The sequence below is a fragment of the Sorangium sp. So ce321 genome, assembly GCF_051530195.1.
In the GTDB taxonomy this organism is placed as follows: Bacteria; Myxococcota_A; Polyangia; order Polyangiales; family Polyangiaceae; genus Sorangium.
Window position 1 is genome coordinate 8,083,077 of the sequence record NZ_CP150329.1, and the last position, 13,308, is coordinate 8,096,384.

The 13,308-nt window shown below is 71.6% G+C and carries 11 protein-coding genes; 4 read left to right on the plus strand and 7 right to left on the minus strand.

Annotated elements, in window-relative coordinates:
* Nucleotides 1–11: 11 nt before the first annotated feature.
* On the minus strand, nt 12–977 hold the full coding sequence (locus WME89_RS29660; RefSeq protein WP_438003059.1) for a LysR family transcriptional regulator: 966 nt from the start codon (nt 975–977) through the stop codon (nt 12–14).
* Between the two features lie 74 nt (nt 978–1,051).
* On the opposite strand from WME89_RS29660, the gene WME89_RS29665 reads away from it, so the two are divergent.
* A complete protein-coding gene (locus WME89_RS29665) occupies nt 1,052–2,332 on the plus strand; it encodes an MFS transporter (RefSeq protein WP_438003060.1) in 1,281 nt (426 codons plus the stop codon).
* 271 nt (nt 2,333–2,603) lie between these two features.
* Nucleotides 2,604–3,338, plus strand: coding sequence for a serpin family protein (locus WME89_RS29670; RefSeq protein ID WP_438003061.1), 735 nt, complete (start codon nt 2,604–2,606; stop codon nt 3,336–3,338).
* 140 nt (nt 3,339–3,478) lie between these two features.
* Here WME89_RS29670 and WME89_RS29675 read toward each other — a convergent pair whose 3' ends face one another.
* The 5 genes from WME89_RS29675 to WME89_RS29695 form a co-directional block, all read right to left on the minus strand.
* Nucleotides 3,479–3,865, minus strand: a complete 387-nt coding sequence (locus tag WME89_RS29675; protein WP_438003062.1) for an AgmX/PglI C-terminal domain-containing protein — start codon at nt 3,863–3,865, stop codon at nt 3,479–3,481.
* Nucleotides 3,866–3,916: 51 nt separating this feature from the next.
* A complete protein-coding gene (locus WME89_RS29680) occupies nt 3,917–4,429 on the minus strand; it encodes an OmpA family protein (protein ID WP_438003063.1) in 513 nt (170 codons plus the stop codon).
* Between the two features lie 575 nt (nt 4,430–5,004).
* Entirely contained in the window at nt 5,005–5,388 is a 384-nt protein-coding gene (locus WME89_RS29685) for a hypothetical protein (RefSeq protein WP_438003064.1), read from the minus strand.
* Between the two features lie 16 nt (nt 5,389–5,404).
* Complete coding sequence (locus tag WME89_RS29690; RefSeq protein ID WP_438003065.1) at nt 5,405–7,153, minus strand: amidohydrolase; 1,749 nt, start codon at nt 7,151–7,153, stop codon at nt 5,405–5,407.
* Between the two features lie 63 nt (nt 7,154–7,216).
* A complete protein-coding gene (locus WME89_RS29695) occupies nt 7,217–8,590 on the minus strand; it encodes a helix-turn-helix domain-containing protein (protein ID WP_438003066.1) in 1,374 nt (457 codons plus the stop codon).
* Between the two features lie 220 nt (nt 8,591–8,810).
* Here WME89_RS29695 and WME89_RS29700 point away from each other — a divergent pair, with 220 nt between their 5' ends.
* Nucleotides 8,811–10,688 carry an erythromycin esterase family protein gene (locus WME89_RS29700; RefSeq protein WP_438003067.1) on the plus strand — a complete coding sequence of 626 codons (1,878 nt, stop codon included), beginning with the start codon at nt 8,811–8,813 and terminating at the stop codon, nt 10,686–10,688.
* Nucleotides 10,689–10,824: 136 nt separating this feature from the next.
* Here the strand turns inward: WME89_RS29700 and WME89_RS29705 are convergent, their stop codons facing one another.
* Nucleotides 10,825–11,580: a methyltransferase domain-containing protein gene (locus tag WME89_RS29705; protein WP_438003068.1), complete on the minus strand. Its 756-nt coding sequence runs from the start codon at nt 11,578–11,580 to the stop codon at nt 10,825–10,827.
* A 313-nt stretch (nt 11,581–11,893) separates the two neighbouring features.
* Between WME89_RS29705 and WME89_RS29710 the strand changes: the two genes are divergently transcribed.
* Entirely contained in the window at nt 11,894–13,006 is a 1,113-nt protein-coding gene (locus WME89_RS29710) for a Gfo/Idh/MocA family protein (protein ID WP_438003069.1), read from the plus strand.
* The last annotated feature ends 302 nt before the right edge of the window (nt 13,007–13,308 follow it).

Here is a 13,308-nt window from a genome sequence, read left to right on the forward strand (position 1 = left end):
GAGGCCGGTGTTCACCCGCCCCGCCCCGCCGCGCCGTCGACCACCGCCGGCACGGACTCCCGCATCGCCTCGACGAAGCGCCGCAGCCGGGCAGGATAGAAGCGGGCGTGCGGATACACCAGGTGGACCGGCAGCGGATCCGCCTGCCACGACGGCGCGAGGTGCAGCAGCCGCCCCTGCGCCAGGTCGTCGGCGACCAGCCAGGACGAGGCCACGCAGACGCCGAGGCCCATCAACGCGGCGCTGCGCAGGGCATACAGGCTGTCGGTGCTCATGCGCGGGCGGATCGCGAGATCGATCCGCTCACCCCGTTCACCGCCTGACGAGTGGGTCAGCGTGATCGTGTCGCGGTAGTAGGTGCGCAACGCCAGCCACGGCATATCCGCCAGGTCCGATGGATGCGCCGGCGGCGCGGCCCGGCCCAGCACCGAGGGCGCGGCCGACACGATGCGCGGCACCTCGGTCAGGCGGATCGCCACCACGGCCGGATCGGCCACCGCGCCAACAAGGATCGCGCAGTCGATGCCGTCGGCGATGAAGTTCGGCTGCCTGTCGTGCAGCAGCCACTCGACCGAGACCCGCGGATAGCGGCGCAGGTAGTCGGCCAGCGGCCCGACCAGCTGCTGCTGCCCGAAGGCGTGCGGCACGACGACGCGCAGCGTCCCGTCGGGCTGGTCGCGATCGCCTCGCATGTCCGCCTCGAACGCGTCCAGGCTGGCCAGCAGCGCCTTGGCCCGCTCGAAGCAGCGCTCGCCGTCCTCGGTCAGCTTCATCGTGTGCGTCGAGCGCTGCAGCAGCGGCAGGCCCAGCGAGCGCTCCAGCGCCTGCAGACGGCGGCTCACGGTGGGCTGCGTCGTCCCCAGCAGGGTCGCCGCGGCCGACAGGCTGCCGGCCTCGACGATCTTCACGAACGTCTGCATCAAGGCGATGCGGTCCAGCGACGAAGGCGAGGCCATGGGCGGCGCCGGCGTGGTCATACGCCAAGCGTATAACCATCGTGCACCCCACGCTACTACAGCGTCGGAACGACGCTGCGCATACTCGCTACACGATGCTCATCATTCAGCCGACGCATACAACCTCCGCCCCCCTGCCGCCGTCCGCGCTGCCCGCCGCGTCCGCGCCGCCCCTGCCCGGCGCCCTGGTGCTGCTGCTGGCCACCGGAGCGGGCCTGGCCGTGGCCTCGCTCTACTACAGCCAGCCCATGCTCGGCGTGCTGGGGGCCGAGCTCGGCGCCTCGGACAGCGCGCTCGGCCTCGTGCCCACGCTGACCCAGCTGGGCTATGCGCTGGGCATCCTGCTGCTCGCGCCGCTCGGCGACCGCTACGACCGGCGGCGCATCATCCTGGCCAAGGCGGCCGTGCTGGCGGCCGCGCTGCTGCTCGGCGGCGCCGCGCACGGCATCGGCACGCTGCTGGTCGCCAGCCTCGTCACCGGCCTTGCCGCGACCCTGGCGCAGGACATCGTGCCCGCCGCCGCGACGCTGGCCCCCGAGGCGAACCGCGGCAAGGTGGTCGGCACCGTGATGACCGGCCTGCTGCTGGGCATCCTGCTGTCCCGCGTGGTCAGCGGCTTCGTGGCGGAGCACCTCGGCTGGCGCACCGTGTTCATCGCCGCCGCGGCCAGCATCGCCCTGCTCGGCGCGGCGATGTGGCGCAGCCTGCCGCGCTTCAAGCCGACCACGCAGCTGAGCTACGCCGCGCTGCTCGGCTCGCTGGCCGGGCTGTGGAGGCGCCACGGCGCCCTGCGCCGCGCGGCGCTGGCCCAGGCGCTGCTGTCGGTGGGGTTCAGCGCGTTCTGGTCCACGCTCGCCGTGATGTTGCACGGCGCGCCGTTCCACCTCGGCAGCTCGGTGGCGGGCGCCTTCGGCCTGGCCGGCGCGGCCGGCGCGGTGGCGGCGCCCCTGGCCGGCCGCATCGCCGACCGCAGCGGGCCCGAACGGGTGACGCGCATGGGCGCCGGGCTGGCGCTCGTGGCCTTCGCCGCCATGGCGCTGTCGCCCATGCTGTCGGCCCACGGAAGGCTGTGGCTGCTCGGCGCCAGCGCCGTCGCCTTCGACCTCGGCATCCAGGCCGCGCTCGTGGCGCACCAGACCATCGTCTATGGCATCGAGCCCGGCGCACGCAGCCGCCTCAACGCCGTGCTCTTCGTCGGCATGTTCATCGGCATGGCCCTCGGCGCCGCGCTGGGCAGCGTGCTGCTCGCCCAGTGGGGCTGGCTGGCGGTGACGGCCCTCGCCTCGTCGACGGCGGCCGGCGCGCTCATCGTGCGATTCTGGCCGGCTCGTCCGGCTCTGGCCGGCGACGCGCCCGTATCCGCTCAGGTTAGCTAACGTCCATGACGTCGATCACGGACCGAGTGGAAGCCCTTGCGACTTGCTCGCTCCGCTTGTCGCCGAGCGAAGGACACGCGCGGCGCTCGGCTTCCCAGGAAGCTGGGTCACACGCCGCGCGGGCGGGTCAATTCGGCTCGTCGTGGCACAATCTGTTTCCGACTCCGCGGCTCCGCGTGGCAATGCCTCTTGGTAAATACTCATTTCCAAGTGGAGCTCTCTGGCATACGGCCTGCACAGGGCCAGCGGCATGCGAACGACAATGAGCCTGATGCGCGCGCTCCACGACCTGACGGCGAACGTCCTCTACTCGCCCTTCAGCATCTCGACCGCGCTCGCCATGTATACGCGGCTCGTGCTCGTCAACGCGATCTCCTTCGACGCCGCGTGGAGAGAGCCGTTCAAGGAGGCAGCGACGAAGCCTGGTCCTTTCCGGCGCGGCGACAACACGAGCGTCACCGCCGAGATGATGCACGGCAATCAGGATACGCTCTACGGCGCCGGCGACGGCTGGGAAGCCGTGGAGCTCCCTTACGCGGGGACCCCCGTCTCGATGCTCGTCGTGATGCCCGACGAGGGGACCGCGGACGCCTTCCAGGAGTCGCTCGACGGCGCGGGGCTCGAGGCCATCGTCGCCTCGATGGAGAATCGATCCGTGGATATCACGATGCCGAAGTTCTCGTTCCGCTCGTCGGCCACGCTCCGGCAAGCGCTCGCGGGGCTCGGCATCGAGGTCGCCTTCGGCGAACGCGCCGACTTCTCAGGCATCCTGTCGAGCGGAGGTATCCAGATCGAGGACGTCATTCACAAGGCGTTCATCGACGTGGATGAGGCCGGCACGGAGGCGGCGGCGGCGACGGCGGTCATCATGTCCACCGGGAGCGGGGGAAGTGAGCCTGCCGAGGCGCCGCTCGTCCTCGATCACCCGTTCTTCTTCTTCATCCGCGACGTACCGACGGGGGCGCTCCTCTTCGCGGGGCGCATCAACGATCCGACAGCGCACTGACAGCGAGCCTCGGACAGCGCACCGACAGGGAGCTCCCCCCGCCAGGAAGACCCGAGAGAGCCCGGCGCCTCATGGCGCCCTGTCGGCTCCCTCGATCCAGCAGGGTAAGGGCATTCCCCCACCCGCCCCTGGACCCGCGGCTACGCCTTCGGGGCCCGGGGCGTGAACTCCCAGACGAACTTCCCCTTGCCCTTGTTCTGATCCGCCGGCGTCAGGACGAGCCCGTCGATCGACTGCACGACGCAGCTCGTCACCTCCTTCGAGGCGGTGGTGCCGTCCTCGTCGACGACGATGTCCGTGAGGCGGCCGGTGTCCTCGAGCACGAGGAAGGTGAGGGTGACCTTCCCCTCGGCGCCGGGGTTCCGGGCGAGCTCCGCGTCGTAGCACGCGCGGATCTGCTCCTCTCTCGTCGAGAGCAGCGCGGCCGTGTCGTCTCGGTACATCTCCGGGCTGCGCAGGGCGAAGGAGCACCCCGCGGAAGCGCTCGACGAGGCCACCAGGACAATACCGAAGAGCCATTGCTTCATGCGCGCCTCCTTGCCGGGAGCAGCGTTCGTGGATCGACCGCGGACCAGCATCTACTCCCCTTTCCCCGCGGCCTTCGCGGTGTCCTGCTCGACGATGTTGAACTCGACCCGGCGGTTCTTCTCACGCCCCTCCTCCGACTCGTTGTCCGCGATGGGCTTCGTCTCGCCGAAGCCCTTGGCGGTGAGCATGCCCTGCGCGATCCCGTGCTGGACGAGGTACTCCATCACGGCCTTCGCGCGGCGATCCGAGAGCTTGAGGTTGTGGTCGTCCGCCCCATCGGAGCTCGCGTGCCCCTCGATGGCGATCTTCTTGATGTGCGGGTGCTTCTTGATCGTGTCGACGATCTCGTTCAGCAGGCTGTGCGACTCCGTCCGGATCGCCGCCTTGTCGTGCTCGAACTGGATCTTCTCGTTGATGACGATCTGTTTCTCCGTCACCTCCACGCGCTTCTTCTCGGGCGGCGGGGGCGGCGGGGGCGGCGGGGGCGGCTTGCCCACGATGGCGAACGCCCTTCCCCCTTCGAACGCGGTGACGCCGCCGCAGGCCGCCGAGCCAAGGCTCACGCCGACGAGCAAGGCAAGGGCGACTCGAGGCCCGAGGCCCGCGGGTCGCCGCGACGCGCGATGGGCGCCGGGCAAGGAGCGAGGGCCCGGACGGCGCCTCGCGCTTCGGTTGTCGGAAATATCGTTCATGGTCGAGACTCCATGGGCCGCCGTCACGGGCCCAGGTCGCTGGGCGGCGCGCTCAGCGCAAGCACGACGAAACACCCTGGATACAAGGTGGGGTCGGCTCGCGGGCGAGCTCCATGCCGCGCACCCTAGCCCAGATCGAGCGCGGCGAGCTAGCCTCGATTTTCACCAAGATGGCCCTGCTCCAGCGCGCTCGCGACACGATCGCTGCGCCCGGGTGGGGAGGTGCCTCGCTCCGGGTCGCATTCCCCTGGTCGGTGCCAGATCGGCGCTGCGTCAGCCGATCTCCCCCTGTGAAAATCCAGCCTGACCGCGCGGTCCTGCCCGAGGGGCGCATTGCGCGCCTGGTGAAGATACCTCGGCGGGGACGCGCGCCTGAGGTCCAGGGTGCCCGGCGCCGACGCGATGCCCGGACCGCCTCGACCGCCGTGGGCACGCCCGAGCACCTCTCACCGCGCGCCGAACCTCACGTCCAGGTCCGGGTACTTGCGGGCGAAGTACTCCAGTGCCAGCCACGTGTGACAGCGCCGAACGTCGGGTTGACGAGCCGTGGGGCAGTTGCAGCCAAGGAAGACGTCACCTCGCCGGGCCTCCTGCGCCAGCGCGTCGAAGCGCCCCGCTTGCTCCGCAAACCGCTCATCGAGCACCGCGATGTAGGCGGCGCGAAACCGCTCGAAGCCAGCTCGCGAGGCGTCGGACAGGAACTCTTCGACGATCTCCCGGGTGGGCCTCAGGACGTGTTGCGTGTGTTTGCGCGTGTCGTACCGCTTGCCTTCCGGCAGCGGATCGCCGTCCCGACGGCGCCCGCGAACGATCTGGTAGCGTGCGAGCATGCGCTGCTTCCTGCTTTCATTGCGTCGGCCGTGACGTCGGGTGGCGGTCCGGACGAAGCGCCGCGCCCCTCACCGCGGCGCCGGCGCGCGCGACGCGGCCGCCCACGACCACCATGTCGATCGGCGTGTCGACGAGCGAGCGATCGGGCGAGAGATCGCGGCCGAGCACCGTCAGATCGGCCACGTAGCCAGGCGCGATCCGGCCCCTCTGGCCCTCGGCCCAGGACGCGTATGCGGGCTCGGCGGTGAAGGCCAGGAGCGCCTCGTCGAGGTCGAGCCGCTCCTCGGGCATCCACCCGCCCGGGGGCTGGCCCGAGAGATCCTGCCGGGTCACGGCCGCGTGAATGCCGAGCAGCGGCGAGGGCTCCTCCACCGGGAAATCCGAGCCGAACACGAGGCGCGCGCCCGACGAGCGCAGCGAACGCCAGGCGTACGCGCCCTTCAGGCGATGGGCGCCGAGCCGCGCGGGCGCCCACGCCATGTCGCTCGTCGCGTGCGTCGGCTGCATCGAGGCGATCACGCCGAGCGCCGAGAAGCGCGGCAGATCGTCGGGCGAGAGGATCTGCGCGTGCTCCACCCGGAACCGCAGCGCCGCCGCCCGCCCCGGGCCGAGCGCCTCGAACGCGTCGAGCACGGCGCGGTTGGCGCGGTCGCCGATCGCGTGCACCGCGAGCTGGAAGCCCGCGTCCGCGACGAGCCGCGCCGCGCGCGCGAGCGCGTCGCGATCCATCAGCAAGAGCCCGCTCGTCGAGGGCTCGTCCGCGTACGGCTCGAGGAGCGCCGCGCCGCGCGAGCCGAGCGCGCCGTCGGCGTAGAGCTTGACCCCGCGCAGCACGAACATCGCCGTGCCCGTCGCGTCCACGTCGGGCGCGCGCCCCCTCAGCCCCTCGAGCCTCCCCTCGCCCGCGAGGTACGCGTGGACGCGGATCGGCAGCCGCCCGGCGGCGGCGAGCGCGCGGTAGACCGCCACGGTCTCGTCGTCGATGCCCATCTCGTGCACGCCCGTGAGCCCGGACGAGAGCGCCTCCTCGGCCGCGCGCAGGATGCGCCGCTCGCGCACGGCGGGCGGGTCGGCCGGGATCCTGGCCTCGATGAGGCCCATCGCGTTGTCGATGAAGACGCCCGTCGGCTCGCCCGCCGCGTCGCGCAGGACGCGCCCGCCCGGCGGATCCTGCGTGCCGCTGCCGACCCCGGCCGCGCGCATCGCCGCGGCGTTCGCCCAGAGCGCGTGCCCGTCGACGCGGCGCAACGCCACCGGATGCTCCGGCGCCGCCGCGTCGAGCGGGCCGTGCGTGGGGAACGCGGCGCCCGGCCAGAGGTTCTGGTCCCAGCCGCGCCCGGTGATCCACTCGCCCCTCGGGCGGGCCTTCGCCGCCTCGGCCACGACCGCCGCCGCCGCCTCCGCGCTCCTCGTGCCGCGCACGCTCGGCGTCTCCAGCGCGACCCCGAGCCCGTAGAGGTGGCCATGCCCGTCGACGAGCCCGGGCACGACCGCGCGCCCCGGCAGCTCCACGACGCGCGTCCCCGGCCCGACGAAGGCCTTCGCGTCGGCCGCGCTGCCCACGAAGACGATCCGCTCGCCGCGCACGGCGACCGCCTCGGCGCGCGGCTCCGCGGGGTCCATGGTCCGGACGACGCCGGCCGTGATCACGAGATCTGCGGGCGTCCCCGGCGTCGCCGTCGCGGCGGGCGGGCCCGGCGAGGCGCAGCCGAGGGCGAGGCTGCCGAAGAGGCTCAGGAGCGTCGCTCGGAGCACGTTCGACATGAGCGCCACCCTAGCACCCGCGCGCGGCGCGCAACGGCGCCCAGGGCGCGGGCGTCACCTCGCTCAGGGAGGCGTCGCATCGCCGGCGCGACGTCCTTCCTCCGCGGCGCGACGCGCCGTCCGGAGGACCTGATCGCGGAACTGACTGGGGGTGAGGCCCGTATGCTTCTTGAAGTTGGCGTTGAGCGTCGACTTGGAGCTGAAGCCGCAGTCCATCCCCAGGGCGAGGATCTTCTCCGCCGACAGGCCTCGATCGAGCAGCCGCCGCTTGAGCTCCTCGACGCGGGCCAGGTTCACGACATCATGGAAGCTCTTGCCGAAACGGTCGTTCAGGACCTGCGAAAGGTGGTGTGACGGCACGCCGAGGCGTTGCGCCAGCCCCGAGAGCGTGAGGTCGGGGTCTCGGTACGGCTTTTCGCGAGCGAGCAAGGCGGCGAGCTGCGCTTCGATCTGCGCTAGCTGGCTCTCCTTGAGCCGCGTCTTCTGGTACTTGACCGCGGCCGGCCGCACCTCGGCGCTCACCGCGGCAGCCTCCCCGTGCTCCTCCTCGCCCGGCCTGCCCGGCTCGCCCACTTCGCCGGCCGCCCCCGCCTCACCTGGCACCGCGAGCAGCGCCTCGGATGGGTGGTCCGGCGTTGCCGCGGGCCCTGACTCCTCGACGCGCGAGGCCCCGCTCGTCTCCTCCGCCCTCGCCAGCGGGGCCGGAGCCCTCGCCTCGGCGCCGCCGCCCGGCGCCGGGAGCACCTGCGGCTCGGACGCGGTCCTGTAGGCGATGATGTAGATGAGGACCATCAGCCCGGTGTGCAGATAGCCCAGCACGGGAACGGGGCTGATCCGCGCGAACATCGACCCGAGCCAGAGGACGAGCAGCGCCCCCAGGAGCCACTGCAGCCAGCGGAGGTTGATCCGGTCGACGTTCGAGACCTCACCGGCGACCGCAGCGCGGTAGCGGCGCACCGCCAGGAGCGCCGCCAGCAGATAGCCAAGCCCCTGGAGCTCGACCCCCCACTGCCAGAGCGCCTGATCCCAGGCGAGCCCCCCGCGTCCCTCGCGCATCGCCAGCGCGAGCTTCTCCTCGCCCGGCAAGAGGAAGCGCGGGATGTCGTGGACGGTGTACAGCACGAATGGAACAAGATGAAACAGCTGTAATCCCCAGCGCTTCGGCCGCGAGGTGAGCGCGAGCGCATGGAGATAGAAGAGCGGGCCATACAGCGCAGGCAGCGTGTCGATGGACAGCAGCCATCGCGGGTCGCTCTGGAACGCGCCCGACCTCACGTAGAGCACATAGAGGCTCGAGACGGTGATCGCGGCGATGGGGAAGGCCAGGATGCGGTTCGCCGTCCGGTTCTGCCGGCGCACCCACAGGAGGATGCACGTGAGCAGCCCCTGCGCCACGACGAGCACGTACATCACATCGAACCAGCTCGAGAGCCTCATCGAGGTGGGGTCCTAGCACCTCGGCGGGCCTGCCTCATGCCGCTCCCGGGACGCCCGGCGGACCTGCGCCGCGCGTGCGCGCGCCCGCGGAGCGCGTCCCGGGTCCGACCTCATGAGACGGGACGCAGCGCCCGAGAGATCCGGGTCCGGTCTCAAGGGGCCAGGCGCTCCCCCGCCGGCGGAGACGCAGATCCAGGGTGTCCCACCAAGGAGCTGTACAATGACCACCCGATCCAGAAACGCCCTGCCGCCCGCCATCCCGCTCCCGAGCCTCCCTGTCGCGCCGCTCGCCTGGACCACGGCCCGCGAGGAGCCCCCCGCGCCGCCGCTGCCCCGCGCCGACAGCTGCGCAGAGTTCCAGTGCCTCCAGGCGGAGGAGGCGCACGAGCCGCGCGCCCGCTTCCCCGGAGGTGGCGTGACCGGACTCCCCTTCGCGTCCGCCTCCGGCCCGTCGCGGCGCGCGGCCCAGGGCAGCCCCCGGTCGGGCGCCGGCTCCGGACGGCGCACCGGAGCGGTCGCTGCGCTCCTCGGCTCGCTCGCGCTGGCCGGGTGCTCCTCGGACCCGCGCGGGCAAGGGCCCGCCGGCGACCCGCTCGATCCGCCTGCCGGCGGCACGGCGTGGGTGATCCGCGAGGCCACACCCATCAGGACAACGGATCCCGTCGAGGACGACGCCGACATGGAGGCCTTCGGCGACCTCCTCGGATCGGCGAAGGTCGCGGGGCTCGGGGAGAGCGCCCATGTCCTGCACGAGCTGAACCAGATGCGGATCAGGCTTCTCGAGTACCTGGTCGAGAGGAAGGGCTTCCGCGCGATCGTCCTGGAGTCCGGGATCATCGAGGGGCGGTTGGCCGAGAGGTACGTCCAGGGAGACCCGGACATCACCGTCGAGGACGCGATGATCGGCGGCTTCACCCATGGGTCTGGCCTGTACGAGGAAGTCCGCGACATGCTCGAATGGATGAGGACGTACAACGCGAGCCAGCGAGACGCGGACGACAACGTCCACTACTACGGGATGGACCTGACCGTCCGCGGAGACGCTCCGGTGACCGCGCTGGAGCTCCTCGCGCCTTATCTCGCGAAGGTGGATCCCGCGTACGCGGAGGCAGAGCTCAGCGAGCTCCTTTCGCTCGCCGGGAGGGCGAACGAGGTGACCGAGGAGGTCCACCGGTATTACGAGCGCCTCGGCGAGGACCACATCCCGGGCAACTTCCTGGACGGCTTCACCTCGGTCAGCTTCGAGCAGCTCGGCGAGGACGAGCAGGCCGCGCTGGAGGACGGCATCGAGCGGCTCAACGAGCGCCTCGCGGCGAACGAGGCCGCGTACACGAGCGCGAGCTCGAGCGAGGAGCACGCGTGGGCCTCTCACGCGGGCCTGCTCGCCAGCCAGATGCTCCGGGACCTCCGGTCGAGGCAGGCGCACCCGGCGATCGTCTACTTCGACGAGAACATCAGGGTGTTGGAGGCGATCTACGAGGACCGCCTGGCGGAGCTCACGATCGACCAGCGCCACCTCATGCGGCTGGATGACGTCGAGGCCTACAAGGTGTACTTCAAAGGAAGGGAGACGCGAGAGCTCGCGCTCGCCGAGAACCTCGCCTGGGTGCAGTCCCGTCACGGGAAGACGATGGTCTACGCCCACAACTTCCACCTGCTGAAGACAGAGGTCGATGTCACCGTGGGAGACATCGCCCTCGGAAAGCTGGGGACCAAGGGCGCTGGCCAGTTCATCGCGGAGCGCTTCGGGGACGACTATGTCCTCATCGCGGGGACGATGGATACGATCCTGGGCCCGACGGGAGCCCCGCTTCCGCCGGAGCAGTGGCCGCCCGACTTCATCCCCACGAGCCAGTGTGATCGGTGCCTGGAGAAGGCGCTGGCGGAGGCCGCGGAGGCGCGCTCCTCGAGCGCGCTGCTGCTCGACCTGCGCACCGCCTCCGGCGAGGCGCGCGCGTGGCTGGAGGACGACATCGACAGCCGCTGGCAGGGCAGCTTCCAGAAAGTGAGCCCGCTGCGTGCCTTCGATGGCGTCTTCTTCGTCAGCGGGGTCACCCCGTCGCGGCCCTACCAGCCCGAAAGCCCGGCGGGCGAGTGAGCGCGCGCGTCCTCGGCATACAAGGCTCGCTGGGGTCCGGGCGCCTGGCGCCGTAGGCTCGCCCGGCGGACCGTCCGCCGGGCCTCGTTTGACGCGACTCGCCTCCTCCTGGAGAGACGACGGTCACCTCGACAGGCTACGCTGGCTTTCGCGCCCACGCGCCGAAGACCATCTCGCCGACATACGTCGCGTTCGCCTCCTGGAGCTCCTCCGCGAGGCGCTGTTCGAGGGTGTCGACCTCGATCTCCTCTGCGGAGGCGACGCCTTGTTGCGCGATGCGAGCGAGCATCGCGCGGACGATGAGCCCGGTGGGGAAGAGCGACCTTGGCGTCTGGACGATCGCCTCGGCGCGGACGTGCTCCACGGTGAGCCCGGCCCGCTCGAGGACCGACGCGAGGTCGAAGCCCATGTGGATGTTGGCCCCCTCGCGCTCGACGGTGCGCCAGAGCCAGCCGCGCACACGCTCGTGCAGCGGCAGCGGCTTCGAGGACACCGGCCCGATCGACGCGTCGTTCTCCTGGAACACAACCAGCCCACCCGGCCGTACGGCGCGGGCGAGCCCGCGGAGGGCGACGACGGGATCGCGCTGGTACATGAGCACCCGCCTCCCGACGGCGGCGTCGAAGAGGCCATGCTCGGGCGAGGGTTCCCCGAGATCGCCCTCTGCGAACGCCACATTCGAGAGGCCGAGCTCGCGTGCCCGCTCGCGCGCAGCCGCGATCGGGCTCACGTCGCGGTCCACGCCCAGGACCTGCCCCTGTTCCCCCACCAGCCGCGAGATCATCAGCGAGACGTCTCCGCGGCCGCAGCCGACGTCGAGCACGCGCATCCCTGCGGTGATGCCCGCGTCGATCAGCAATCGCCTCGTCATGTCATCGACGATGTTGGCCATCGTGTTCCGTCTCCAGGTGAGTGACGTGCCGTGACGTCAAGTGAGCAGACCGCTCCCCGCCAGCCCCACGGTGAGCGCGCCGGAGAGCACGCCCGTTCGGCGTCACGCGCGCCACGCGCGCCGGGTGAGCAGCGGGACCTCGGTCTCGTTCGCCACCTCCGATCTCTAGCGCCGGCGCCGCGACCGCTGCAGGTCGAGGCTTTCGCCCGGATTGGCGAGGTTTGGGATCGAGGGGGTGGGGAGAGGGATCTCGGAGGCACGCCTCGTTACCCACCCTGGCTTCCGCCGCTCCCCCACGGTATGCCCGGGGGCCATGGAACACGAGCGCAGGAAGATCCGCTACGCCGTCATCGGCCTCGGCAACATCGCGCAGGTCGCGATCCTCCCGGCGTTCGCGAGCGCCGCCGAGAGCTCGGAGCTCGTCGCCCTCATCTCGGGCAGCCGCGAGAAGCTCGAGGTGCTCGGCGAGCGCTACGGCGTCGCGGAGCGAGGCGGCTACGCCGAGCTCGAGGCCGTCCTGAAGCGCGCCCGGGTCGACGCGGTGTTCATCGCGCTCCCCAACTCCATGCACCGCGAGTTCACCGAGCGCGCCGCGCGCGCGGGCGCGCACGTGCTCTGCGAGAAGCCGCTCGCCATGACCGAGGAGGACTGCACGGCGATGATCGAGGCCACCCGGCTCGCCGGCGTGAAGCTGATGACCGCCTACCGGCTCCACTTCGAGGCGGCGAACCTCGGGGCGATCGACATCGTCCGCTCTGGCAAGCTCGGTCAGGCCCGGGCGTTCGTCTCGTCGTTCTCGCACACGGCGCCCCCCGGCGACATCCGCACCAGCCGCGAGCTCGGCGGAGGGGCGCTCTTCGATCTCGGCTGCTACTGCATCAACGCCGCCCGCCACCTCTTCCGGGAAGAGCCGCTCGAGGTGGTCGGCGCCAGCCAGCAGCCGGGTGAGGGGCCCGCCCAGGGCGTCGACGAGACCACCACGGCCACCCTGCGCTTTCCGAGCGGCGGCGTCGCCACGTTCACCGTGAGCCAGGGGCTCGCGACCGTGGCGTCGTACCGCATCACGGGCACCAGGGGCGACCTCCGCGTCGAGCAGGCCTATTTCTTCGCAGGCCCCATAAAGCATCATCTCACGATCGACGGCAAGACCCAGGCGCAGACCTTCGAGGATCGCGACCAGTTCGCCGCCGAGCTGGTCTACTTCTCGCGCTGCATCCTGGAGGACACGGAGCCCGAGCCGTCCGGCGTCGAGGGCCTCGCGGACGTCCGCGTGATGCAGGCCATCCAGCGCTCCGCCGCGAGCGGCAAGGCCGAGGCGCTGCCGCCGTTCGATCGGGACCGCCGGCCCGATCTGAGCCTGCAGATCGACAGGCCCCGGCTCGGGAGCCCGACTCCCATGCACGCCGCCTCCCCCGACGAGGGTTGACCACGGGGGGTGGATCCAAGGGGCCAGCGCCGCGCGTCGCCCGGCGCGCGGCGCCTCGCCACCACGCGCGCGACGCCGCCGCCCGGGCGCGGACGAAGGCTCCCGGGCGCGGACGAAGGCTCCCGGCCTCCTCCGTGTCCGCTCGATCCCGACATGGCCCCCGGTGCGCCTTTCGCGCACCACGTCGCCGCCTCGCGGACACATCCTCAGCAGCAACCCCACAAGCAGGAGATTCGCACCGAACATCCCATGTGCCTCGCGTCGCTCGATGTCGAGATCTGGTGAGCTCGCGCACCCCGCGC